This is a genomic window from Pantoea sp. SS70, assembly GCF_029866845.1.
GTDB classification, from domain to species: domain Bacteria; phylum Pseudomonadota; class Gammaproteobacteria; order Enterobacterales; family Enterobacteriaceae; genus Pantoea; species Pantoea leporis.
Map to the genome: position 1 here is coordinate 1,357,502 of NZ_CP117199.1, position 25,422 is coordinate 1,382,923.

Sequence of the window (25,422 nt, forward strand, 5' to 3'; positions counted from 1 at the left end):
GCAAACAGTAACGAAAATGGCCCTGACAGCAGCGATAAAAAGCCAGATTGCGCAATGGTATAAGGCGCTGCAGCAGCAGGTTCCTGACTTTATCCCGCGCGCGCCGCAGCGCCAGATGATTGCCGAAGTGGCGAAAAGTCTGGCCGGTGACGAAGGTCGTCATCTGGCGATTGAAGCGCCCACCGGCGTCGGCAAAACTCTCTCTTATTTGATTCCCGGCATTGCGGTGAGCCGCGCCGAGGAGAAGCGGCTGGTGATCAGCACCGCCAACGTGGCGTTGCAGGACCAGATCTTCAGCAAGGATCTGCCGCTGCTGAAGAAAATCATCCCCGATCTCACTTTTACCGCCGCCTTTGGCCGTGGACGCTATGTTTGTCCGCGCAACCTTGCGGCGCTGGCGGCGACCGAAGATCAGCAGGGCGATTTGCTGCTCTATCTGGATGAAGAGGCGGTCACCGGCTCGAAAGAGGAGCAGAAATTCTGCGCCAAACTGGAGAAGCAGCTCAGCAGCTACCGCTGGGATGGCTTGCGCGATCACACCGATGTCAACATTGAGGACAGCTTGTGGCAACGCCTGTCCACCGACAAAGCCAACTGCCTCGGGCATCACTGTCGCTGGTATCGCGAATGCCCGTTCTTTGTCGCGCGTCGCGAAATTGAGCAGGCGGATGTGGTGGTCGCCAACCATGCGCTGGTGATGGCGGCGATGGAGAATGAATCGGTGCTGCCACCGGCGAAAAACCTGATGCTGGTGCTGGACGAAGGCCATCATCTGCCGGAAGTGGCGCGCGATGCGCTGGAGATGAGCGCGGAGATCACGCCCGGCTGGAGCAGTTTGCAGCTCGATCTGTTTGTGCGGCTGGTGGAAACCATCATGGCGCAGTTCCGCCCAAAATCGCCGCCGCCGCTCACCAACCCGGAGCGCCTGAAAGGTCACTGCGATGAAATGCGCGAGCTGCTGCAGATCCTGTGCGATGCCCTCAATCCGCTGCTGCCGGGCCATAATCAGCCGGGCGAGTTCCGCTTTGTACTGGGTGAATTGCCGGAAGAGCTGCTGAGCCTGTGCGCGCGGCTGTTCAAGCTGAGTGACGCGCTGCGCGGCTTAAGCGAAGGCCTGCTCAACGAGTTGGGCGAGCAAACCGGGAAAGCCGATATCATGCGGCTGCATAAAGCTATCATTCAGCTCAATCGCCACTTCGGCTGGTTCGAGTCGATCAGCAAACTGTGGCGGCTGGCGGCGATGGAGAAAGCTTCCAATGCGCCGGTGTCGAAGTGGATTACGCGTGAGATCCGTGAAGGCCAGGCGCATCTGCTGTTCCACTGCGCGGGCATTCGCGTGAGCGATCAGCTGGAAAAAATCCTGTGGCGCAAAATCCCGCATGTGGTGGTGACCTCGGCCACTTTGCGCTCGCTCAACAGCTTCAACCGTTTGCAGGAAATGTCCGGCCTAAGTGAGAAAGCCGGCGACCGCTTTGTGGCACTGGATTCACCGTTTAACCATATCGACCAGGGCAAGCTGGTGATTCCGCAGATGCAGTTTGAGCCGCAGATGGCGCAGGAAGCGGAGCACATCGCCGAGATGGCGCGCTTCTTCCGCCAGCAGATCGCCGAAGAGAAGCACAAAGGGGTGCTGGTGCTATTCGCCAGCGGCCGCGCGATGCAGCAGTTTGTCGCACATATTCCTGATCTGCGCCTGTCGATGCTGGTGCAGGGCGATCAGCCGCGTTCGCGCCTGGTGGCGCTGCATCGTGAACGCGTCGAAGCCGGTAAAATCAGTATTCTGGTCGGGCTGCAATCGTTCGCCGAAGGGTTGGATTTGAAAGGCGATCTGCTGTCGCAGGTGCATATCCATAAAATCGCTTTTCCACCGGTAGACAGTCCGGTAATTTTGACCGAGGGCGAATGGCTGAAGAGCCTGAAACGCTATCCGTTCGAAGTGCAGAGCTTGCCGAGCGCCTCCTTTACCTTGATTCAGCAGGTAGGACGTTTGATTCGCAGCCACAGCTGCTTTGGCGAAATCGTGATTTACGATCGCCGCCTGCTCAACAAAGCCTATGGCAGCCGACTGCTGGCCGCGCTACCGGTGTTCCCGATTGAGCAACCGCCGATGCCGGAAGCCAGCAGTGACATGACGAAAAAACGTCGCAGTAAGAAAATCTAACGATCAATTTTTGGCAGCCGCACGACGGCGCGCCCTGGAAGCGGGAATGCCTGATGGAACTGAATAAAATTATTAAAGAGATTGGGCGCGGTAAAAATCACGCGCGCGATATCGATTTCGCCACCGCGCAGGCGCTCTACAGCGCGATGCTGGCCGGTGACGTGCCGGAGCTGGAGCTGGGTGGCGTGCTGATTGCGCTGCGCATCAAGGGCGAAGGCGAAGAGGAGATGCGCGGTTTTTATCACGCGATGCAGCAGCAGATGATGCAGTTGCAGGCACCCGCTCATCGTCCCATGCCGATTGTCATTCCCAGCTACAACGGCGCGCGTCGTCAGGGCAATCTGACGCCGCTGCTGGCGCTGCTGCTGGTGAAGCTGGGCTTCCCGGTGCTGCTGCACGGCGTCAGTGACGATCCCACGCGCATCACCACCGAAGCGGTGCTGGCGGCGCTGGACATCGCGCCTGTCACCTCCGCCGCACAGGCGCAGGCGAAACTGGATAACGGCGAACTGGCGTTTATCACCATCGACCATCTGTGTGCGCCAATGGCGCAGCAGCTGTCGCTGCGCTGGCGCATGGGCGTGCGTAACAGCGCGCATACGCTGGCGAAACTGGCGACGCCGTTTGCCGAACGTGCTGCGCTGCGCCTGGCCAGCGTCTCGCATCCGGAATATGTGCCGCGCGTGGGGAAATTCTTCCAGGATATCGACGCACCGGCGATTCTGCTCAACGGTACCGAAGGCGAGGTGTATGCCAATCCGCAGCGCTGCCCGGCGATTAACTACATTCGTGGCGCGGGCGCAGAAGCGGAAGTGTGGGTTGAGCGCCAGCCGGAAGTCAGTGTGGAACTGCCGGAAAGCAAAAGCGCACAGGACACCGCCGCGTGGATCAATCAGGTATTAGCCGGGGAACGCGCGGTGCCGCAGGCGCTGCGTTTGCAGCTGGCGTGTTGTTTGATGGCGACCGGTGAATCGGCTAGCCTGGCGGATGCAGAAGTGAAGTTACAGTTGGCGGGGATGTGAAGAACAAAGCCATTGAATTAAGCGCCTCATTTACAGCGCACACAAGCTGTAGCGGCGCGATTAATCGCGCTGTTCAATGGCGGCAATGTCGCCATCCCGCGATTGCGCAATAAATTGCGCCGCGACGGCACGAGCAAACATCCGCCATTCCTGGCGACCGCCATCACGCTTTCGCCAGCACGCGCTCTACCAACTGCTGCCAGAAGGTAATACCAATCGGCAGCAGCTCATCATTAAAATCGTAATTGGCATTATGCAGCGGTGCGGACGGCGTCGCGCCATCGGCACCCAGCCAGAAATAGGCACCGGGGCAGGCTTGCAGCATGCAGGCAAAATCTTCCGAAGCCATTGAAGGGTTCACCTGCCAGTGAACCTGCGCCTCGCCAAGCAGATCAACCGCCACCGCACGCACCTGTTCGGCTTGATTTGCATGGTTGGCGGTGACCGGATAACCGGGATACCAGTGAATCTCGCCGCTGACGCCAAACGGGCGCGGCAACGTCGTGACAAAATCCTCAATCAGACCGCGCACGCGATTACGCACGTCGGTCTGCAAACATCGCACCGTGCCGCGCAACACAATCTGCTCAGGAATGACGTTAATCGCTTCGCCGCCGTGAATCTGCGTCACGCTCACCACCGCCGAAGCCAGTGGCGACAGACGACGCGACGGAATGGTTTGCAGCGCCAGAATCAGCTCGGCAGCAACCACCATGGGATCGGCCCCGCTTTCCGGCATCGCCGCATGGCAGCTTTTACCGTGCAGCGTAATTTCGAACGAGTCGAGTGACGCCATCATCGCATCCGGATTCACCGCCAGCGTGCCCACCGGCATGCCCGGCCAGTTGTGCATGGCGTAAACCGCATCCATCGGGAAGCGCTGGAACAGGCCTTCTTCCACCATCTTGCGCGCGCCACCGAGATTCTCTTCGGCGGGCTGGAAGATGAAATGAATAGTACCGCTGAAGTTACGCGTAGCCGCCAGTTGACAAGCCGCCGCCAGCAGAATCGAAGTGTGACCATCGTGACCGCAGGCATGCATAACGCCGGCTGTTTGCGACTTCCACTGCGGCGCGCCTTTTTCGGTGATCGGCAGCGCATCCATATCGGCGCGCAGACCAATAACCGGTCCGGGACCGTTCTCTAAGGTGCCGATTACGCCGGTGCCCGCTAAGCCACGAAACACCTGTAAACCGGCCTCGGTGAGGACCTGTGCGACGAGCTCGCTGGTCTGCTGCTCCTGGTAACCCAGCTCAGGATGTTGGTGTAACTGACGACGCCAGTTGAGGGCGTTTTCCAGCAGTGCAGCAGGCAGGCTCATAAGGTAAGGCTCTCCATTAGCAGCGTGAGCTGCAAAATAATGTATTTACTGTAGTGGCAAGCGTATGGCGGCGTCTATCGCGGAACGGAATAATTTGGCTATAGGGTATAGCGGAATGGAATATAGCGAACGGGCTGGTAAGCGCCTTCTCCTGCTTGCGGAAGAAGGCTGGGATCAGGGGAATGCTGCACAATATTGAAAGGTGCGCGCTGTCCCTCACCCTAACCCTCTCCCGCAGGCGGGAGAGGGGATTGATCGGCGTGCGCGGGTTGAACGTTATTTCTGCATCGGCAGGTTGAGACCGTGCTCCTGCGCGCAGCTTTGCGCTAATTCGTAACCGGCATCCGCGTGACGCATTACGCCGGTGGCCGGATCGTTCCACAGCACGCGGCCCAGACGCGCATCGGCTTCTTTACTGCCGTCACACACAATCACCACGCCGGAGTGCTGCGAGAAGCCCATGCCGACGCCGCCGCCATGGTGCAGACTCACCCAGGTCGCGCCGCCGGCGGTGTTCAGCAGGGCATTGAGCAGCGGCCAATCGGATACCGCATCCGAGCCGTCTTTCATCGCTTCGGTTTCACGGTTCGGTGACGCCACGGAACCGCAATCCAGATGGTCGCGACCGATGACGATCGGCGCTTTCAGCTCGCCGTTACGCACCATTTCGTTGAACGCCAGCGCCGCTTTGTGGCGCTCGCCGAGACCCAGCCAGCAGATACGCGCCGGTAAGCCCTGGAAGGCGATACGCTCCTGCGCCATGTCGAGCCAGCGATGCAGATTCTGGTGATCCGGGAACAGCTCTTTCAGCTTGGCATCGGTTTTGTAGATATCTTCCGCATCACCTGACAGCGCCACCCAGCGGAACGGGCCTTTGCCTTCGCAGAACAGCGGACGAATATAGGCCGGCACAAAACCCGGGAAATCGAAGGCATTTTTCACGCCCTCATCCAGCGCCACCTGACGGATGTTATTGCCGTAATCCACGGTCGGCACGCCCATGTGATGGAAATCCAGCATCGCCTGCACATGTACCGCCATTGAGGCGCGCGCGGCTTTCTCCACCGCTTTCGGGTTGCTGACACGCTCGGCTTCCCAGCGCGCCAGATCCCAGCCGACCGGCAGATAACCGTTAATCGGATCGTGTGCTGAGGTCTGATCGGTGACGATGTCCGGCTTCATGCCGCCCGCTTTGGCACGTTTCACCAGCTCCGGCACGATTTCAGCGGCGTTGCCCAGCAGACCAACAGAAATGGCACGCTTCTCTTTGTTGGCCTGATCAATCAGCGCCAGTGCTTCGTCCAGCGTATAGGCTTTGTGGTCGACGTAGCGGGTGCGGATACGGAAATCGATACGAGATTCCTGGCACTCAATCGCCAACACGCTGGCACCGGCCAACACACCCGCCAGCGGTTGTGCGCCGCCCATGCCGCCTAAACCGGCGGTGAGGATCCAGCGGCCGCTGAGATTGCTGTCGTAATGCTGACGACCCGCTTCAGCGAAGGTTTCGAAGGTACCTTGCACGATGCCCTGCGCACCGATGTAGATCCACGAACCGGCGGTCATCTGGCCGTACATCATCAGGCCTTTTTGATCCAGTTCGTGGAAGTGATCCCAGTTGGCCCAATGCGGCACCAGATTCGAGTTAGCCAGCAGCACGCGCGGCGCATCGGCATGCGTACGGAACACGCCCACCGGTTTACCGGACTGGATGAGCAGCGTCTCTTCCGGCTGCAGGGCGCGCAGCGAACGCAGGATCTGCTCAAAGCACTCCCAGTTACGCGCGGCTTTACCGATGCCGCCGTACACCACCAGATCTTCCGGGCGTTCTGCCACGTCAGGATCGAGGTTGTTCTGGATCATGCGGTAAGCCGCTTCAATCAACCAGTTGGCGCAGTGCAATTCATTACCGCGCGGCGCACGGATTTCACGGGCTACAGCTTGAGTCAAAGTTTCGCTCATCATCGATTCCTTAATTAACAGTCTTACGCTGGCTTGGCAGCAGCGCGGTAAGAGATTCAGGCCATGCAGGTGCGCTGGCCCACAGACGCATGGATTCGATATCCGGCGCCAGTAAACGGTCGTGATCGAGGAAGGCCACCTTCTCGCGAATGCGGCTCATCTCTTGCTCCAGCGTCGGCGAACTCTGCAGCGGACGATGGAAATCAATGCCTTGTGCCGCAGCCATCGCCTCAATGCCGACCACAGCGGCGGTGTTGAAGCACATGCTGCCGAGGCGGCGGGCCGCGTAGGTCGCCATCGAGACGTGATCTTCCTGGTTAGCGGAGGTTGGCAGGCTGTCAACGCTGCCCGGATGCGCCAGCGATTTGTTCTCAGACGCCAGCGCTGCAGCAGTGACCTGCGCTATCATAAAGCCGGAGTTAACGCCGCCATCATTGACGAGGAACGGCGGTAAACCGGAAAGGCCGGTATCCAGCAGCAGCGCCAGACGACGCTCGGAGATCGCGCCGATTTCGGCAATCGCCAGCGCCAGAATATCGGCGGCGAAGGCCACCGGCTCGGCGTGGAAGTTACCGCCGGAAATCACATCGCCACTGTCGCTGAACACCAGCGGATTATCGGAGGCGGCGTTGGCTTCAATCTGCAACACGCGCGCGGCGTGCGACAGGTTATCGAGGCAGGCGCCCATCACCTGTGGCACGCAGCGAATCGAGTAGGGATCCTGCACGCGGCCGCAGTGAGTGTGTGAGCCGAGGATTTCACTGCCGGCTAATAAAGAGGAGACGGCGGCGGCAACGTTGATCTGTCCCAGCTGGCCGCGCGCTTCGTGGATCCGCGCATCGTAAGGTTTCACCGAGCCTTTAATCGCTTCCAGCGACAGTGCGCCGGCCATCAGGCCCGCCGCGAACAGGTTTTCTGCTTCGAACAGCCCGCGCAGCGCCAGCGCATTCGAAACCTGCGTGCCGTTGAGCAGCGCCAGACCTTCTTTGGGGCCCAGCACAATCGGCTGCAGACCAACGCGCGCTAAGCCTTCGGTCGCGGGGATTAACTCGCCATCGACGCGTACCTGACCTTCACCCAGCAGCATCAGGGAAAGATGTGCCAGCGGGGCCAGATCGCCTGACGCGCCCACCGAACCTTTCTCCGGGATGCACGGCATCACGCCGGCGTTGAACAGCGCCAGCAGCGCTTCAATCAGTTCGATACGCACGCCAGAGTGACCGCGCGCCAGGCTGATAATTTTGGTCGCGACCACCAGACGCGCCACGTTGTCCGGCAGCAAATCGCCGAGGCCAACGCTGTGCGACAGCACCAGATTGCGCTGCAGCTCGGCCAGCCGCGCCGAAGGGATCTGCGTCTGCGCCAGCTTGCCGAAACCGGTGTTGATGCCGTACACCACGTTGCCGGATGCGACGATGGCATCGACGGTTTCATGGGCACGCGCAATCGCTGCGCGCGCATCATCGGCCAACGTGAGCGTTACCTTGCTTTGATAGATGGTGCGCAAGGTAGCGAGGTCCACTTCACCGGGAACGAGGCGAATTTCCTGAACCGAACCTGACATAGTCTACTCCTGTCTATACAAGTGATCTGGCATGAATGGGACGCCGATATTTTGCGATGTGGCTGTCCGATTTGCCGTGGATTGCGATGAGTGAAGCATAAGTGTCTAATCTTGTCTATACAAGTAGCAAGCGCTATGCCAGATTGTTCACGTTCTGTGAAATACGACGCAATGCGCGTTATGCGGTGTAAACGCAGCGGGATTGCACCGGAGCAGGGCGAAAGCTGCACCAATGCTGGGCACCTTGCACAATTAGATGTATATACATTTACGGGCTGAGACAGTAAACTTTGGGCATTATTCTTTAAAGGAACAGGAAATGGCGGAGCAAACAGCAGTAGCACAGCTGGCTGCGGCGATGGGCGATGAGCCTGCGCCGATTTACCAGCGGGTGAAGCAGGCGATCGTCAGCCAAATCCGCGAAGGTCACTGGAAAGCCAACCAGCGCGTGCCGTCTGAGAGTGAACTGGTGAACGAGCTGGGCGTCAGTCGTATGACCATTAACCGCGCGCTGCGTGAACTCACCAGCGAGGGTTTTCTGGTGCGCATGCAGGGCGTGGGCACCTTTGTCGCGGAGATGAAGGGCTACACTGCGATGCTGGAAGTGCACAACATCGCCGATGAGATCGCGCAGCGCGGACATCGTCACAGCTGCAAGATTTTGTCGATTGGGCAGATGAAGGCCGATCCAGAACAGGCGGCGGTGCTGGGATTATCCACCGGGCAAACGCTGTTCCATTCGCTGATTGTGCATTACGAAAACGATCTGCCGGTACAGCTGGAAGATCGTTTGGTCAATCCGCTGGTGGCGCCGGATTATCTCAGCCAGGATTATCATCAGCTGACGCCGTACACCTATTTGATGCGCGTTGCGCCGCTGACCGCTGGTGAGCATATTGTGGAAGCGGTGCTGCCGGATCTGCGTCAGCGTAAGCATCTGGCGCTGGATGAACATGAGCCGTGCCTGCTGATTCGTCGTCAGACGTGGAGCGACAACAAGATTGTGACCTACGCGCGCCTGTTGTATCCGGGATCGCGTTATAAGTTGCTGGGGCGCTTTAGAGGACATGGTTGAGCAAAGATTTCCCTCACCCTAACCCTCTCCCGCAGGCGGGAGAGGGGGACTAATTGCGCCTTCTCCCGCCTGCGGGAGAAGGCTGGGATGAGGGGAACGCGGCACTTATTCAACCCGACTGAGCATCACAAACAGCAGGCTGGCATCTGAGGTTAACGGTTCAAGCTGCGTAAGTTCATCCATCCACCACACACCTTGATTGACGGCTAGTTTTTTCCCCGCCGATGTTTGCCATTCTCCCGCCAACACCCACGCCACGCCGTTTTCACTGCTGGCCGTTTTTTGCTCAACGGTAACCTGAGAACGCCAGCTGTCGCGGCGCGTCATGATATTAAAATCCTCACAGCTGCCGCGAATGCGGGCCTCAATCGCCCATTCACCGGGAAACGCCCATGGTTGATGCGGCTGTAAAACGTGTTCCCCGTGATCGCCGCGCAACAGCACGCTGTCGCCGTGCAGCAGGGTAATCACGCGATCGATGCCGGGAAAAGGTGAAAACGGCCCGTCGGCGGAGATGGTAGCGATACTGGCGCGCCAGGCAAACTGCGCGTCGCCCGGCGGATAGCTGACGATTTCTCGTGTTTCACCGCCGCCGTTGCGCCAGCGGCTTACCGGAAGCTGGTCGTAGGCAAAACGGGTGCTCATTGTAATGCCCTCATCGCCCCGGCAAAGTTCGCTGCTGCACGCTCTTCTGCCGCATGATGGCCTTCGCTGATCACCTGCTTGCCCGCCACGAACACGTCGCGGATCTGTTCGCGCTGGCCGCCAAACAGCCAGCGGTTCAACAGCGCTGTGCTGCTAACGCTGCTGAGGAACGCGTCTTCAGCCAGCACCAGCCAGTCAGCACGTTTGCCTATCGCCAGTTCACCTGCCGGCAAACCACACGCCTGCGCGCCGCCCTGTGCGGCTTGTTGCCACAGCAGATCGCCTACGGAAGGTTGATTGGGCAAGGTGATGCGGTTGCGACGACGATCGCGCAGTCGCTGGCCGTACTCCAGCCAGCGCAGCTCTTCCAATGCGCTAAGCGACACGTGGCTGTCGGAGCCAATGCCCCAGCGGCCGCCGCGCGCGATGTACTCCACCGCTGGGAAAATGCCGTCGCCGAGGTTGGCTTCCGTGGTCGGACACAATCCCGCCACCGCGCCGCTTGCCGCCATGCGCTGAATTTCGTCGTCATCAAGATGAGTGGCGTGAATCAAGCACCAGCGCTGATCGACCGCGAAGCGATTGAGCAGCCACGCCACCGGACGCTCACCGCTCCACGCCAGGCTGTCGTTAACCTCTTTCTCCTGCTCGGCAACGTGAATGTGCACTGGCACATCCTGCGGGCAGGCGGCTAATACTTCGTGCATCTGCGCTTCATTCACCGCGCGCAGCGAATGGAAGCAGATGCCATGATTAAGCAGCGGCTTATCCGCGCTCCAGCTCGCCACGCGCTGCTGCTGTTGCAGATAGGCGTCGGTTTGCTGAATGAAACGGCGCTGGCCGTCGCTGGCCGGTTGCGAACCAAAACCGCTGTAGCTGTAGAGCACCGGCAGCAAGGTTTGACCGATGCCGGCGGTCTCCGCCGCCGCCATCAGTGCCAACTGCATGGCATCATCGGCGTAGGGTTTGCCGTGCGCATCGTGGTGCAAATAGTGGAATTCCGCCACCTGGCTGTAACCGCCTTTCAGCATGTCGATGTAGAGATGCGTGGCGATAGCGCCAACCTGCTCGGGCGACAGGCGCTGCACCATGCGATACATCAAATCGCGCCATGTCCAGAAGCTGTCCTGCGGATCGCCCGCCACTTCAGCCAATCCCGCCATCGCGCGCTGGAAGGCGTGTGAATGCAGATTCGCTATCGCCGGAATCACCGGTCCGGCAAGACGCGTGGCATCGCCGGGCTCGCTGTTGGGCGCGAGTTGGGTGATCTGTCCGGCTGCGTTGGTGGTAATCAGCACGCGCTCATGCCAGCCGTCGGCCAGCAGTGCGCGTGGGGCAAAATAGGTTGTCATGGTTGATCCTGCATGGCGGAAAGTTGTATATACATATACATACTTTGAAGCGCAGTGTAAATCGCCGAACGCGAAGGGGAGTGGGATGGCAGAAACAGAGCAGATCGACAGCCTGTGGCTGGGGGCCGACATCGTTACGATGCGTGACGGGCACTACAATCTGATTGCCGACGGCGTGCTGGCGGTCGATCAGGGAAAACTGATTTGGGTGGGGCCACGCAGTGAATGCCCGGCTTTTGCCGCGTGCGAACAGCACCAATTTTCCGGCGGCATCATCACGCCCGGTCTGGTGGATTGCCATACGCATCTGGTGTTTGGCGGCGATCGCAGCCAGGAGTTTGAGCAGCGTCTTAATGGTGTGAGCTATGCAGAAATCGCTGCACAGGGCGGCGGCATTCTCTCCACGGTGCGCGCCACCCGCGCGGCCTCGCAGCAAGAGCTGGTGGCAAGTGCGCGCTGGCGACTGGATCGCCTGCTGGCGGAAGGCGTCACCACGGTAGAGATTAAATCTGGTTACGGTCTCGATGAAGCCAGCGAACTGACCATGCTGCGCGCCATTCGTGAGTTGGCGGAAACGGTGCCTGCCGATGTGCAGGCCACTTGCTTAGCCGCGCACGGTTTCCCGCCGGAGTTTAAAGACAATCCGCAAGGCTGGATCGATATCATCTGCCAGCGCCTGTTACCGCAGGTGAAAGCAGAAGGGTTGGCGGATGCGGTGGATGCGTTTTGCGAGCATTTGGCCTTTTCTCCTGAGCAAGTTCGCACGGTCTTTGATGCCGCCAAAGCATTGGGCATGCCGGTGAAACTGCACGCCGAGCAGCTTTCGGCGCTGGGCGGCGCGGCGCTGGCGGCCAGTTACGGTGCGCTCTCCGCCGATCATCTGGAGTACGCCACCGCAGCGGATGCGCAAGCGATGGCGCAGCACGGCACCGTGGCGGTGTTGCTGCCGGGCGCGTTTTATCTGTTGCGTGAAACCCAGCGTCCGCCGGTAGCACTTTTCCGTGAACACGGCGTAGCGATGGCGCTGGCCAGCGATGCCAATCCGGGCACCTCACCGGCGCTTTCGCTGCGACTGATGTTGAACATGGGCTGCACGCTGTTTGGTTTGACGCCGGAAGAGGCGTTAGCGGGCGTGACCTTGTGGGGCGCCAAAGCGCTGGGATTACAGCACTCGCACGGTTCGCTGGAAGCGGGCAAGGTCGCGAATTTTGTTCACTGGCCGCTGGCGCGTCCGGCTGAGCTGGTTTACTGGCTGGGCGGCGAGTTGCCGTGCCAGGTTATTTATCGTGGAGAAGCGCAATGACACCTTTTCATTTCACCGCCGGTAAGATTCCGCTGCTGGTCAGCATTCCTCACGCCGGCACGCAGTTAACGCCGGAAGTGGACGCCGGCCTGAGCGACGCAGCGCGCGGCCTGCCGGATACCGATTGGCACTTGCCGCTGCTGTACGATTTTGTGCGCGATCTCGGCGCCAGCGTGTTAATTGGTCACTATTCACGTTTTGTTATTGACCTTAATCGCCCGGCGGATAATCAGCCGCTCTACACCACGGCGACCACCGGCTTGTATCCGGAAACCTTGTTCGACGGCAGCCCCACCTTTGCACCGGGTAAAACGCCGAGCGCCGAGGTACGCCAGGGTTATCTGGACACGATTTGGCAGCCTTATCATCAACAGCTGCAGCAGGAGCTGGCACGCCTGAAAGCTGAACATGGTTACGCGCTGCTGTTTGATGCGCACTCGATCGCCTCGGTGATCCCGCGGCTGTTTGAGGGGCGTTTACCGGATCTCAACATCGGTACCAATGATGGCGCCAGCTGTTCAACGGCGGTGATCAACGCGATCAAACAGGTGTGTCATGCGCAAAACGATTACAGTTGGATCGCGAACGGACGCTTTAAAGGCGGCTATATTACCCGCGCCTACGGCCAGCCGGAGCAAGGCGTGCAGGCGGTGCAGCTGGAGCTGGCGCAGCTCAATTATATGGATGAAACCCCGCCGTTTGCCTGGCAGCAGGATCGCGCAGCGCAGCTGCAGAAGGTGCTGAAACCGCTGATGCAGGCGTTTTTAGACGCCGGTAAACCTAAGTAAATCCCCGCACCTATTCGTAGCGGCGCAATTTATTGCACGTTATTCAGATTGGCAATGTGGTCGCCATTCATACGCGCGATTAATCGCGCCGCTACGATTCATGTTCCTGCACCACCACAATGCACACCTTGCCTCCTCGCGGTGCAATATTACGTCCATCGCGTGACCATCTCCCTGAATTTGCGGCTTTGCCGATTTGGCATAGTGCTTGCTAGGTTGTATGTACAAGTAAAGACCGCGCAGCGATTATTAATTTTTATACTGGCTGGCTCACAAAAAGCTTATGCCGACAATGATCTGCCGCACGCTAACTTGTATATACATGAAAGGTCATCTGCAAATATTGCATAAGCAGAGACTGCCAAATTCGATTAATAGCCAGGAGAAGCCGCATGACGCACCGCGCCCCGCTTCGCCGTTTTTGCCTCACGACCCTGTTTGCCAGCCTGATGATTAGCGGCATTGCCGTCCAGGCGAAAGAATGGAAATCGATCACCATCGCTACCGAAGGCAGCTACGAACCCTGGAACCTGACGCTGCCGGGCGGCAAGTTGGGCGGCTTTGAACCGGAACTGATGGAAGACCTGTGCAAGCGCATGGGCATTCAGTGCAAGCTGGTGGTGCAGAACTGGGACGGCATGATCGCCGGCCTCAACGCCGGAAAATATGACGTGATCATGGATGCGATTGTCATCACGCCAGAGCGCAAAAAAGTGGTTAACTTCACCACGCCATACGCTTCAACGCCCGCCACCTTTATTACCACTAAAGACAATCCGCTGCTGCCGGCCGATCACAACATCATCAAGCTGCATGACGACGAGAAAGCGATCAACGCGGCAATTGCCCCACTGAAAGCGGCGCTGAAGGGTAAAACCATTGGTATCGCTTCCGGCACGGTTTACACGCCCTTTATCGACAAGTACTTCAAAGGCGATACCGAGGTACGCGAATACACTTCTTCGGCGGACGCGATGCTCGATCTGCAATCCGGTCGTATCGATGCGGTGTTCGATGACGTGACCTTTGCGCAATCAATGCTGGCGCGCAAAGAGAACAACAATCTGGTCTTCAGCGGCCCACAGCTCGGCGGTCCAATTTGGGGCGAGGGCGAAGCAATGGGCGTACGCATGGCGGATAACGATCTGAAAGCCAGGCTCGATGAAGCGATCCATGCCGCGCTGGCTGACGGCACGGTGAAAAAGCTCAGTGAGAAGTGGTTTAAAACTGACGTAACTCCGTAAGTGAGGTGAAAGATGATGAGCCTGCTGAGTTTTGGTGCTGATGGTTGGGGCCGGCTGATCCTGAGCGCCGCCTGCACCACGCTGCTGCTGTCGCTGGTGGCGCTGATGATTGGTGCGGTGGTCGGTTCCGGTGTGGCGGCCGCCAAATTATCGCCTCAGCGCTGGCTGCGCTGGTTGGGTGAAGGCTATTCGGTGGTGTTTCGCGGCATCCCGGAACTGCTGGTGATCTACCTGTTCTATTTTGGTGGATCCGGCCTGATTACGCTGGTTGGGCAGATGTTCGGCGCAGATGGCTTTATCGAAGCGCCGCCGTTCCTGATTGGGGCGCTGGCCATCGGGCTCATCTCGGGTTCGTATCAGGGTGAAGTGTATCGCGCGGCGCGTCTGGCGCTGGCCAAAGGCGAAGTGGAAGCGGCGGTGGCGATTGGCATGCCGCGCTGGCGCATCGCGCAACGCATTCTGCTGCCGCAGGTGGTGCGTTACGCGCTGCCGGGCATGTCGAACGTGTGGCAGATGAGCCTGAAAGACTCGGCGCTGGTGTCGGTCACCGGCATCGTCGAGCTGATGCGCGCCAGCCAGGTTGCGGCGGGATCCACGCGCGATTACTTCACGTTTTATCTGGTTGGCGCTGCCTGTTATCTGGTGCTGACGCTGGTGTCTAATCATGCGTTTCGTCGGGCAGAGTCGCGCCTTGGTCGCGCGTGGCAAAGTCGCACTGCGGCGCAGCATTAAGGAGCAGCAGCATGATCGACTTCGCTTTTCTCTCGTATACCTTCCTCAAACTGAGCGCCGCGCTGCCGGTGACGCTTGGCCTGTTTATCAGCGCCTTTCTCTGCGGCGGCATATTGGCGATTGGCATTTTGTCACTGCGCATGAGCCGCTGGCGGGTGCTGAGCGGCTTCGCACGCGGCTACATTCTGGTGTTTCGCGGCTCGCCGCTGATGATTCAGCTGTTTCTCATCTATTACGGTCTTGGCCAGTTTGGCGTCATCCGCCACAGCTTCGTCTGGCCGTTCCTGCGCGAGCCATTTATCTGCGCGGTACTGGCGCTGTCACTCTGTACGGCAGCTTACACCGCTGAGATTTTGCGTGGAGCGCTGCTCGCCGTGCCGGCTGGACAAGTGGAAGCCGGTCTCGCCTGCGGCATGTCACGCTGGCTGCTGCTGCGCCGCATTATCGCGCCGATCATGCTGCGCTATGCGCTGCCGGCGTATTCCACCGAAGCGATTTTGCTGGTGAAGTCCACCGCACTCGCCAGCCTCGTCACCGTGTGGGACGTGACTGGCGTGGCGCAGCAGATCATTCAGCGTACCTATCGCACCATGGAGGTGTTTGTCTGTGCGGCGGCGATCTACCTGATCCTCAACTTTATTATCGTCCAGCTATACGCGCTGTTAGAGCGCCGTCTGACCCCGGCGCATCGTGTCGCAAAAAAGCCGATGCCCGCCGTTAAACCGCTTGCCGGAGAGTAATATGCATTCCACATCACCCGTTACCTTATCCGCCACTGATATCCATAAATCCTTTGGCGCGATGGAAGTTCTGAAAGGCATTTCGCTACAGGCGCATCAAGGCGATGTCATCTCGATTCTTGGTGCCAGCGGCTCGGGCAAAAGTACCTTGCTGCGCTGCATCAACCTGCTGGAAACGCCGGATGCTGGCGTGGTGAGTGTCGGCGGCGAAACCATTGAGATGAAACGCCATGCGCGCGGCCATCAGCTGGCGGCCAATCCGAAACAGATTGAGCGTTTGCGTTCACGCCTTGGCATGGTGTTCCAGAGCTTTAATCTTTGGTCGCACATGACGGTGCTGCAAAACGTCATTGAAGGGCCGCACTATGTGCTGAAGCGCGACAAGAAAAGCTGCATCGCCCAGGCAGAGCAATTGCTGGATCGCGTTGGCTTACTCAATCGCAAAGATTTCTACCCGGCGCAGCTCTCGGGCGGCCAGCAGCAGCGCGTGGCGATTGCCCGCGCGCTGGCGATGGATCCGGAAGTGATGCTGTTTGATGAACCGACTTCGGCGCTCGATCCAGAACTGGTGGGCGAAGTGCTGAAAGTGATGCGCAGCCTGGCGGAAGAGGGGCGCACCATGCTGGTGGTGACGCACGAAATGGGCTTTGCGCGCAACGTCTCCAACCGCGTGGTGTTTATGCATCAGGGCACCATTGATTGTCAGGGCGCGCCGGAAGAGATGTTTGGCGAGCAGGGATCGCAGCGCTTTAAGCAGTTTATCTCCAGCCATCACGGCGCGGAGCAGCCAGCATGACCATCGTATGGGGCGACAGCTCATTAACCTGGCAAGAGCTGGTGCAGGTGGCGCGGCACAACGCGGAACTCAGTTTGAGCGTCAGCGCCTGGCAGCGCATTGCGCAGGGGCGCGCGATTGTCGATGAGATTGTCGCCAGCGGCCAGATAGCTTACGGCATCAATACCGGCCTCGGCGCGCTGTGCAACATCACGCTGCCGGAAGATCAGCTCAGCCAGCTGTCGCGCAATACGCTGCTGAGTCACGCCTGTGGCGTGGGTCCGCTGCTGACGCGTGAGCAGGCGCGCGCCATTCTGTGCGCGGCGATTGCCAATTACAGCCACGGCAAATCGGGCGTGTCGGTGGCGCTGGTGCAGCATCTGCTGGCGCTGCTCAATCAGCAGATAACGCCGCAGGTGCCGTCGCAGGGTTCAGTCGGCTACCTCAGCCATATGGCGCATATCGGTCTGGCGCTGATTGGTGTCGGCGACGTGGAGTATCAAAACCAGATCATGCCCGCGGCGCAGGCGTTAACGCTGGCGGGATTACAGCCTTATCGTCCGGGGGCCAAAGAGGGTTTGAGCCTGGTCAACGGCACGCCGTGCATGACCGGCTTGTCCTGCCTGGCGCTGGATGATGCGGCGCGTTTGCTGGATTGGGCCGATGTCACCGGTGCGATGAGTTTTGAGGCGCTGCGTGGACAGCGGGTGGCCTTTGATGCCGAAGTGATCGCGCTGAAAGCCAGTCCGGGCATGCAGCTGAGCGGTCAGCGCTTACGCGCATTGCTGAGTGATAGCCCGCTGCTGGCGACCAGCGTTGGCATTCGCACTCAGGATGCGCTCAGCTTGCGATCCATGCCGCAGGTACATGGCGCCAGCCGCGATCAGTTCGATCACGCGGCGCGCCAGATTGAAACCGAACTCAATGCCTGCACCGATAATCCGCTGGTGCTCGGCACGGCGGATAACTGGCGCGTAGTGTCGCAGGCTAACCCGCACGGCGAATCGGTGGCGATGGCGGCGGATCTGCTGGCGATTGCCATGGCGGAAATCGGCAGCATCGCCGAGCGGCGGCTTGATCGTTTGGTTAATCCGCTGGTGAGCGGCTTGCCGGCGTTTCTGGTGGCGCAGCCGGGCGTTAACTCCGGCATGATGATTGCGCAGTATGTGGCGGCGTCACTCTGTGCGGAGAATCGCCAGCTGGCGCAGCCGGCGGTGCTGGATAACTATGTGACCTCGGGTTTGCAGGAGGATCATCTCAGCCTCGGCACCGGCGCGGCGCTGAAGCTGCTGAAGCTGGTGGGCAACGTGTGGCAGATTCTGGCGATCGAGTATCTGCTGGCGGCGCAGGCGCTGGATTTCCACGGCGAAGAGCAGCTGGCGCAGGGAACGGCGCAGGCATTGCGACGCCTGCGCGCGGTGGTTGCCAACTGGCAGGAAGACCGCTGGCTGGCACCGGAGATCGCGCGGGCGGTAGAGGTGTTGAAGAGCGGTTTGTAACATGGTCGCCATTTACGGCGACCTGACCAAGAATCAGCGGCGAGCGTCCGGCCGTACCAAATCGAAACGCAGTTCTTCGCTGATGCCGTAATAGGCCGACGGGCCTCCGGCACGCAGGATCGGCTGCGCTTTGGCCGTTTGATAAATACCCTCTTCCAGCAGGGCTTCATCAATATGAATGGCGACCGCTTCGCCCAGCACCAGCCAGCTATCAATCGGCTGGCCCTGGGCATCCTGCAACTGAATCAACTGCGTCAACTTACACTCAAAATTCACCGGGCTTTCCGCCACCATGCTGACATTGACGTGTGACGCTGCAAGCGGCGTTAATCCCGCCAGCGCAAACTCATCCTGTTCTGACGGCACCGATGCGGAGCTCTCATTCATCGCCTCGGCCAGCGGACGCGTGGCCAGATTCCAGACAAACTCTTTGGTCTCTGAGATATTTTGTACGCTGTCTTTCCAGCCGCTGCTGGCAAAACCAATAATCGGCGGATGATAGTTAAAGCAGTTAAAGAAGCTGTAGGGCGCTAAATTGCGTACGCCGCGGGCGCTTTGCGAGCTGACCCAACCGATTGGGCGAGGGCCGACGATGGCGTTCAACGGATCGTGCGGCAAACCGTGTCCCGCGCGGGGCTGATAAGAGTAACGCTGACGAGTCATAACCATCCTTATAAGAGAACCTGAGTGTGGTGCACTAATCTCATCTAATACGGTGAATTCGATTAAGCGCATTGTGCGATGCCGCTAGCCAGAGTATCTTACGCCCGCGCTATTTTCCGGAGAAACTATGAACAAGCCAGCCGCCACGTCACCTTTCCATCCGCGTAACCGCCACCAGGGCCGTTATGATTTTGCTGCTCTGACCGCAGCCCATCCGCCGCTGGCGGTGAAAGTGCGTCCCAACGGCTACGGCGAGTTGTCGGTGGATTTCGCCGATCCTGAAGCGGTGATGCTGCTGAATCAGGCGCTGCTGAAGCTGTTCTATAACCTCAACTGGCAGCTACCTGCAGGTTATCTGACGCCGCCGGTGCCGGGCCGTGCCGATTACGTGCATGCGCTGGCCGATCTGCTGGCGAGCGACAACGGCGGCGTGGTTCCACGCGATCTGGATGTAATGGATATCGGCTGCGGCGCGAACTGCATCTATCCGCTGATTGGCAACGCCGAATATGGCTGGCGCTTCACCGGCACCGATATCACCGCCGAAGCGATTACCGTGGCCGGGCAGATTGTGGCGAGTAATCCGGGCTTGCAGCGCGGCGTGCGTCTGCGTCGGCAAAAAGAGGCCTCGGCGATTTTCGCCGGCGTGGTGCATAAGAACGAACGCTATCATGCGGTGCTGTGCAATCCGCCTTTCCATTCATCTGCGGAAGAGGCGGCCAGCGTGGGTCAGCGCAAAACGCGCAACCTTGGCTTAGGCAAAAATGCGCCGCTTAATTTTGGTGGCCATCACAACGAATTGTGGTGTGACGGCGGCGAGCGCAAGTTCGTTGGTCAAATGATCGCTGAAAGCGTGACGCACTCAGACGCCATTATTTGGTTCACCTCGCTGGTCTCGCGCAAAGAGAATTTACCGGCGCTGCGCGACCAACTGCGCGATCTCGATGCTTACGAAGTGCGCATCATCGAAATGGCGCAAGGGCAGAAGCAGAGCCGCTTTATTGCCTGGACGTTCCAGCCGCCGGCGACGCGCGCCAAACGGCTGAAACGCTAACCTCATTGCGCCGGCGGCAACGCCGGTAAGCTGGCAGCGGAGGGAATATCGCTGCCGGTTTGCATCACTGCTACCGTTTGATGCGGCGCTTTAATGCCGGCCGCATCAAAATGCTTCTTCACCTTATCATCCAGCGCAAAACGTACCGTCCACTGCTTCAGCGGCTGGGTGGTGAATGACACGCGCACGGTAAAGGATTGGTTGGTTAATCCCACTAATCCGGCAAAACTCGGCTCGCCAATCACCATGCCGCGAATCTCCGGGTTCTCCAGCAGCTCTTTCACCGCGCCCTGCAGCGTTTGGTTAACGCGTTCGGTATCTTCACTGCGATCCACATCGTAGTTCGCCACGAACGAGCCGATGCCGCGCACAAAGTTGGCGAAGGTGGTGATCGATGACCACGGAATAATGTGATACGCACCGGTATCCTGACGCACGCCCACCGAGCGAATCGACATGCGCTCCACCGTACCGGTGATCGGGCCAATCGTGACTAGATCACCGGTGTTCATGCCGTTCTCAAACTGGATAAAGATGCCGGTGATGATGTCCTTCACCAGCGTTTGCGAACCGAACGACACCGCCAGACCGAGCGCACCGGCACCGGCCAGCAGCGGCGCAATATTGACGCCCACTTCCGACAGTAAAATCATAATGGTGATGGTGCTTATTACGACCGCCAGCGCGTTACGAAACAGCGTCAGCAGCGTGCGGGTGCGTGCGCTCGGCATGGGGCGGCCATGCGAATCCGAGGCGAGGCGACTTTCGATCAGGCTTGCCAGCAGCGTCCAGCCGACTGCCGACAGCAGCACAATGATCACGATACGAATCAGCACATCCACCATTTTTTGGCCGGCGCCAATAGTGAGCCAGTGCCAGAGATCAAACAGATTCCATGCGTTGAGCAGCAGCAACAGCGTGGCAAACACCGTGACCACGCGCGCCAGTTTCAGCAGCGCTTTCACCCAATCGTTAACGCGCTTTTGCAGCTCGGGATAGTTGCGGCGCATGTCGGGCGACAGCGTGACGGTTTTGCCAATCCAGCGCGTCAGCATGCCGGAAATCAGCGCAGCGATAACCACGATCGCCAGGCTGCGCACCGTGGCGGACATCATAAACTTCAGGCTGTCGCCGGGATTGAAGATCGAGAACAGGAACAGCGCGATAAAGTAGGCGCTGGCCAGCCAGTGCCACACCATGCCAAAGGCGCGGATGAACAGCGCAAAGAAGCTCAAGCTGCGATCGGCAAGACGCGACAGTTCATGATGGATGTTGCTTTTGTTGCGGAAAATCAGCCACAGCGCCCAGCCGGTCATGATCCCCATAATCAGCATGTTGACCAGCGCCGCCACCTGAATATTCACCTGATTGGAGACAATCGGCACCACCACCAGTAAACCGTAACCGATGATGCCGCTTAGCCAGCTCAGACGCGTGTTCCAGTAGCTGGCGCGCGCATCGGTTAAGTGGAAGAAGCGCAGCGTAGGGAAACGCGGGCAGAATATCAGCCGCAGCACCGCTTTAAAGAACTCAATCAGCGCGAAGGCGTTAAGGAAAAGGCCTTGCTGATAGGCGATGGTGCGGTTGTTGTTGTGATAGTTGTCGCTGATGATCTGACCGACAAACAGCGTCAGCGCTAGCAGCACAATATCGAGCACAAAGGCCATCAAGATAGTGGCGGGCAAGTGCAGCCACTTGGTGCGCTCAAGGTTTTGATCGCGTCCCCAGCGGCCCATGCGGCGCCACACCGGCCACATCAGGCGGCGTGTCAGCCAGTAAAATGCAAACACCGCGGCGGAGAGCGCAGCGAAGTATTTCAGCGCGTTGAAGAAGGTTTGCTGGTTAAAGGATTTGTGTGGCGCATTGGTGATGTTGTCATGCAGTTGCACAAACTGCGCGGCCACCGCGCCGCCATATTCACGCGTTACGCTGGTGACGCTCTCCAGTACCGTGAGATCGTCCTGATTGGCCTGCGGCGGCGCCAGCACCGGTTGGTCGCTGGTGGATTGGCTGTTGGCAGCCTGACGTAACTGATCGATCAGTTCCTGGCGCGAGGCGTTGTTATCCAGAATATTCGCCAGCGCGGCATAGGCTGCTTTTTTCTCGTCTAAGCTGGGTTCGTCTTCGGCTTTATTATCCGCTGCCGGGGTTTGCGACTGCTGTGCTGCGACGGCCGCCTGCGGCAGATTAACGGCTTGCGCCGGGGGAATGAGAAACAGAGTGAAAAAACTGAAGAGTAACCACACGGCTGAACGCCATGGTGGGCTGGCAGACGACATCGCTTTTCTCCTTTAGCTTCGCGCAGCGGCACAAGAGAGAAGTATAGTCAGTGATGGAAGGTGAAGATTTTGAAAAGGAAAATTGAATCGTGGTACCTGCCGTAGTGGCGCGATAAATCGCGCCGCTACAAATGCTGCATGTAAAAAACCGCCGCCGAAAATGGGCGACGGTTTAATGGCAGAGCTTAGGATACGTGCTGCAGGAACTCGCGCAGACGGTCGCTCGGCGGGTTGGTGATCAGATCGTCCGGGTTACCATCTTCTGCGATGGTGCCTTTATCGATAAAGATCAGACGCGAAGCCACTTTTTGGGCGAAACCGACTTCGTGCGTCACGATGACCATCGTCATGCCTTCTTCCGCCAGATCCTGCATCACTTTCAGTACTTCGTGACGCAGCTCGGGATCCAGCGCTGAGGTTGGCTCATCAAACAGCATCATCTTCGGTTTCACCGCCAGCGCACGCGCAATCGCCACGCGCTGTTGCTGACCACCGGAAAGCTCAGACGGGAAGTGGTGTGCACGCTCGGCAAGGCCCACTTTACCCAGCAGCTCACGCGCCAGCTTATGCGCTTCCTCTTTCTTCGTACCACGCACGCGAATCGGACCAAAGGCGACGTTATCCAGCGCGCTCATCTGTGGGAACAGATGGAACTGCTGGAACACCATGCCCGCTTCCTGACGAATCAGTCGCTCATCCACTTTCGGATCATTGACCTTCATGCCATCGACAACCAGCTCGCCGGTGGTGATCTCTTCCAGCTTGTTGATGCAGCGCAGCAGCGTGGATTTACCGGAACCGGACGGTCCGATAATCACCACTACTTCGCCTTGATTAATCTTCAGGTTGATGTTGTGCAGAACCTGAGTCTGGCCGAAATTCTTCGAGACGTTTTTAAATTCAATCACAGAATTTTCATCCTTTTCTCAATACGGCGCAGCACAAAGCTCAACACCAACGTAATAACCAAATAGATAATGGCAACGGCGCTCCAGATCTCCAGCGCGCGGAAGTTACCGGCAATGATCTCCTGACCCTGACGCGTCAGTTCGGCCACGCCAATCACGATAAACAGCGACGTATCTTTGATGCTGACAATCCACTGATTACCCAGCGGTGGCAGCATACGGCGCAGGGCCAGCGGCATGATCACATAACGCAGGGTCTCGCGGCGCGACAGACCCAGCGCCAGACCCGCTTCACGGAAGCCTTTATTAATCGACAGTACCGCACCGCGCGTGATTTCCGCGATATAAGCGCCGGAGTTGATCATGATGGTGACCACCGCCGCGCTGAACGGATCGATACGCAGATCCGGGAAAGCCATCGGCAGGGCGAAGTAGATAAACATCACCTGAACCACGATTGGCGTACCGCGAATCAGTTCGATGAAGACTAAGGCGATGTTGTTGGTGATCCAGCCGCCGTAGGCGCGGGCAAAACCGGCAACTAAACCGATAATTAAACCGCCGACCAGGCCGAGGACCGAGATCAGCAGGGTCATTTTGGCGCCTTCGATTAAAATCGGCAGGGCAGGCCAAATGACGCTCCAGTCAAACTCCATGGTGTGACTCCAAAATCTGTTGCGTGGAAATGTAAAAAGCAGGGAGTGTCAGGCTCCCTGCTGGAAAAATCGGCTCAGGCCGCAATTATTTTGGTTCAGTACCGAACCATTTTTTATAGATGGTGTTGTAAGTGCCGTTGTCGCGCAGAGTTTTCAGGGCGCCGTTCACTTTTTCACGCAGGTCGTCGCTGCCTTTCGGGAACGCGATGCCATACTGCTGCGCTTCAATTGACTCGCCTACCGCTTTGAAGCGGCCTTTACCGGCGGTGTTGATGAAGTACAGGATGTTCGGCGTATCGTGCAGTACGGCGTCAGCACGGTTAGTGCCTAACTCCATGTACGCGTTGTCGATGTTAGGGAACTGGCGCAGGTCTTTAGACTTGATGTGCGCTTTAGCGTAATCCACCGAACCGGTGCCGCTCTTCACCGCCACCACTTTGCCGTTCAGATCGTCAATGCTTTTAACGTCTTTTTCATTCTCGCGCACCATCACCAGCAGGCCGCTTTTGTAGTAGCCGTCAGAGAACTCGATGGCTTTTTTACGTTCTTCGGTGATGGTGATACCCGCCAGCGCCAGGTCAATATTTTTGGTTTGCAGCGCAGGAATGATGCCGCTGAAATCCATTGGCTTGAAGGCGTAATCGAGTTTCAGTTCTTTCGCGATGGCATCCCACAGATCGATGTCAAAACCGACGTATTTATCGCCTTGTTTGAACTCAAAGGGAACAAATGCGGTGTCAGTTGCGACGATCAGTTTTTTGTCTGCTGCGGTGGAGGAAAGCGAGAAGGCCAGCGCCAGCGCGGCCACGGAGACTTTAATCAATGACTTCATCATTTTTTTCCTTATTACCCCTCAGGCCTGGTGGCCCGATGTACGGCCTATCATATGAAAAAATTATGCCAACTTTTCATTTTGCTCGAAATCAGTAGTTTTAAGCACTTGCTGACACGATTTTGCGCAGAAGAAAAGTTTTGCACCTTATTGGTGCTTCATTTTGGTGCGTGGTGCTGTTGTGGTGCAGGCACAGTGTGCACCAAGGGCGGGGAGAGCGAAAGAAGGGATTAAGGAAATGTTAACAACGTCAAAAAAAGCACCACAATGTTACAGACGTAAAAAAAGGCGGGATAACCCGCCTTCGTTATAACACTGAAATTTATTCAATATTCGATTCGATAAACCACAGGAATTTATCCAGATCGCGCGATGCCGCAGTGAAGATGTCAGCGGTATCTTCATCGCTGACTTCAGTGATAGCTTTACGCGTGTCATTCGCCACAATCGCATAGCGATCGGCCAGCGCTTTCAGGTGATCCTGCACGCTATGAATGTTCAACGGATAGCTTTTCAGTGGTGTTTTATCGTTAACGATCTGAGTGGTACCCAGCGCCACGCCGCCTAACTGAACTACACGTTCAGCGATAGTGTCCTGATGATCGGTAATGGCGGTACGGAAACCATCCAGCATCTCATGTACGCCAATAAAGTTGGCGCCACGCATGTTCCAGTGCGCCTGCTTGGTGATCAGCGACAGGTCAATAAACTCCACTACCAGACGGTTGAGCACCTCGATGGTCGCTTTTTTATCGCTGTCAGCGACGTCATTACGGGTGTAAATCAGATCAGACGATTTAGTTTTAACCAGTTTTGCGGTACTCATCATTAATGTCCTCTTATTGAT

22 protein-coding genes are annotated in these 25,422 nt (G+C 58.2%); 11 read left to right on the forward strand and 11 right to left on the reverse strand.

The genetic code is table 11. From position 1 onward, the window contains the following. Positions 1-16 precede the first annotated feature (16 nt). Entirely contained in the window at positions 17-2,161 is a 2,145-nt protein-coding gene (gene dinG / locus PO881_RS06235; RefSeq protein ID WP_217547160.1) for an ATP-dependent DNA helicase DinG, read from the forward strand. A gap of 53 nt (positions 2,162-2,214) precedes the next feature. Further along, the gene (gene ybiB / locus PO881_RS06240) at positions 2,215-3,183 is read left to right on the forward strand and encodes a DNA-binding protein YbiB (protein WP_101763132.1); all 969 of its coding nucleotides are present in this window, start codon (positions 2,215-2,217) and stop codon (positions 3,181-3,183) included. Positions 3,184-3,346: 163 nt separating this feature from the next. Here the strand turns inward: ybiB and PO881_RS06245 are convergent, their stop codons facing one another. The 3 genes from PO881_RS06245 to hutH (PO881_RS06255) all read right to left on the reverse strand — a co-directional run bounded on the left by PO881_RS06245 (position 3,347) and on the right by hutH (PO881_RS06255) (position 8,030). Continuing rightward, positions 3,347-4,504: a M20 aminoacylase family protein gene (locus tag PO881_RS06245; RefSeq protein ID WP_280172617.1), complete on the reverse strand. Its 1,158-nt coding sequence runs from the start codon at positions 4,502-4,504 to the stop codon at positions 3,347-3,349. A gap of 276 nt (positions 4,505-4,780) precedes the next feature. Next, positions 4,781-6,466 carry a urocanate hydratase gene (gene hutU / locus PO881_RS06250; RefSeq protein WP_192413984.1) on the reverse strand — a complete coding sequence of 562 codons (1,686 nt, stop codon included), beginning with the start codon at positions 6,464-6,466 and terminating at the stop codon, positions 4,781-4,783. A 10-nt stretch (positions 6,467-6,476) separates the two neighbouring features. Next, entirely contained in the window at positions 6,477-8,030 is a 1,554-nt protein-coding gene (hutH, locus tag PO881_RS06255) for a histidine ammonia-lyase (protein WP_217547157.1), read from the reverse strand. Positions 8,031-8,349: 319 nt separating this feature from the next. Here hutH (PO881_RS06255) and hutC point away from each other — a divergent pair, with 319 nt between their 5' ends. Further along, positions 8,350-9,105: a histidine utilization repressor gene (hutC, locus tag PO881_RS06260; RefSeq protein WP_008102577.1), complete on the forward strand. Its 756-nt coding sequence runs from the start codon at positions 8,350-8,352 to the stop codon at positions 9,103-9,105. Between the two features lie 105 nt (positions 9,106-9,210). On the opposite strand, the gene PO881_RS06265 is transcribed toward hutC, so the two are convergent. Both PO881_RS06265 and PO881_RS06270 read right to left on the reverse strand, forming a co-directional pair. Next, on the reverse strand, positions 9,211-9,750 hold the full coding sequence (locus PO881_RS06265; protein WP_280172618.1) for a HutD family protein: 540 nt from the start codon (positions 9,748-9,750) through the stop codon (positions 9,211-9,213). After that, entirely contained in the window at positions 9,747-11,102 is a 1,356-nt protein-coding gene (locus PO881_RS06270; RefSeq protein ID WP_217547152.1) for a formimidoylglutamate deiminase, read from the reverse strand. The genes PO881_RS06265 and PO881_RS06270 overlap by 4 nt, the downstream gene beginning before the upstream one ends. An 85-nt stretch (positions 11,103-11,187) precedes the next feature. Here PO881_RS06270 and hutI point away from each other — a divergent pair, with 85 nt between their 5' ends. From hutI to hutH (PO881_RS06305), 7 genes are all read left to right on the forward strand, one after another. After that, a complete protein-coding gene (gene hutI / locus PO881_RS06275) occupies positions 11,188-12,405 on the forward strand; it encodes an imidazolonepropionase (protein ID WP_280172619.1) in 1,218 nt (405 codons plus the stop codon). Further along, positions 12,402-13,193 carry an N-formylglutamate deformylase gene (hutG, locus tag PO881_RS06280; RefSeq protein ID WP_280172620.1) on the forward strand — a complete coding sequence of 264 codons (792 nt, stop codon included), beginning with the start codon at positions 12,402-12,404 and terminating at the stop codon, positions 13,191-13,193. Before hutI ends, hutG begins: the two co-directional genes overlap by 4 nt. Before the next feature lie 392 nt (positions 13,194-13,585). After that, complete coding sequence (locus PO881_RS06285; RefSeq protein WP_280172621.1) at positions 13,586-14,437, forward strand: transporter substrate-binding domain-containing protein; 852 nt, start codon at positions 13,586-13,588, stop codon at positions 14,435-14,437. Positions 14,438-14,449: 12 nt separating this feature from the next. Continuing rightward, positions 14,450-15,169, forward strand: a complete 720-nt coding sequence (locus PO881_RS06290) for an ABC transporter permease subunit (protein WP_101761023.1) — start codon at positions 14,450-14,452, stop codon at positions 15,167-15,169. An 11-nt stretch (positions 15,170-15,180) separates the two neighbouring features. After that, entirely contained in the window at positions 15,181-15,909 is a 729-nt protein-coding gene (locus PO881_RS06295) for an ABC transporter permease subunit (protein WP_280172622.1), read from the forward strand. 1 nt (position 15,910) lies between these two features. Beyond that, complete coding sequence (locus tag PO881_RS06300) at positions 15,911-16,705, forward strand: ATP-binding cassette domain-containing protein (protein ID WP_192236563.1); 795 nt, start codon at positions 15,911-15,913, stop codon at positions 16,703-16,705. Then, entirely contained in the window at positions 16,702-18,183 is a 1,482-nt protein-coding gene (gene hutH / locus PO881_RS06305; protein WP_110865806.1) for a histidine ammonia-lyase, read from the forward strand. The genes PO881_RS06300 and hutH (PO881_RS06305) overlap by 4 nt, the downstream gene beginning before the upstream one ends. A gap of 33 nt (positions 18,184-18,216) precedes the next feature. Here hutH (PO881_RS06305) and PO881_RS06310 read toward each other — a convergent pair whose 3' ends face one another. Then, entirely contained in the window at positions 18,217-18,846 is a 630-nt protein-coding gene (locus PO881_RS06310; RefSeq protein WP_110865807.1) for a flavin reductase family protein, read from the reverse strand. A 127-nt stretch (positions 18,847-18,973) separates the two neighbouring features. On the opposite strand from PO881_RS06310, the gene rlmF reads away from it, so the two are divergent. After that, positions 18,974-19,900, forward strand: a complete 927-nt coding sequence (gene rlmF, locus PO881_RS06315; protein ID WP_137385453.1) for a 23S rRNA (adenine(1618)-N(6))-methyltransferase RlmF — start codon at positions 18,974-18,976, stop codon at positions 19,898-19,900. A gap of 2 nt (positions 19,901-19,902) precedes the next feature. On the opposite strand, the gene ybiO is transcribed toward rlmF, so the two are convergent. The 5 genes from ybiO to dps form a co-directional block, all read right to left on the reverse strand. Beyond that, positions 19,903-22,179 carry a mechanosensitive channel protein gene (ybiO, locus tag PO881_RS06320; protein WP_280172624.1) on the reverse strand — a complete coding sequence of 759 codons (2,277 nt, stop codon included), beginning with the start codon at positions 22,177-22,179 and terminating at the stop codon, positions 19,903-19,905. A gap of 185 nt (positions 22,180-22,364) precedes the next feature. Beyond that, positions 22,365-23,087 (reverse strand): glutamine ABC transporter ATP-binding protein GlnQ, encoded by a 723-nt coding sequence (gene glnQ / locus PO881_RS06325; protein ID WP_110865810.1) that lies wholly within the window; start codon positions 23,085-23,087, stop codon positions 22,365-22,367. Then, the gene (gene glnP, locus PO881_RS06330; RefSeq protein WP_007887744.1) at positions 23,084-23,743 is read right to left on the reverse strand and encodes a glutamine ABC transporter permease GlnP; all 660 of its coding nucleotides are present in this window, start codon (positions 23,741-23,743) and stop codon (positions 23,084-23,086) included. Before glnP ends, glnQ begins: the two co-directional genes overlap by 4 nt. An 85-nt stretch (positions 23,744-23,828) precedes the next feature. Beyond that, positions 23,829-24,575, reverse strand: a complete 747-nt coding sequence (gene glnH / locus PO881_RS06335; protein ID WP_036647919.1) for a glutamine ABC transporter substrate-binding protein GlnH — start codon at positions 24,573-24,575, stop codon at positions 23,829-23,831. Positions 24,576-24,897: 322 nt separating this feature from the next. Beyond that, the gene (dps, locus tag PO881_RS06340; RefSeq protein ID WP_036620516.1) at positions 24,898-25,401 is read right to left on the reverse strand and encodes a DNA starvation/stationary phase protection protein Dps; all 504 of its coding nucleotides are present in this window, start codon (positions 25,399-25,401) and stop codon (positions 24,898-24,900) included. Between the last annotated feature and the right edge of the window lie 21 nt (positions 25,402-25,422).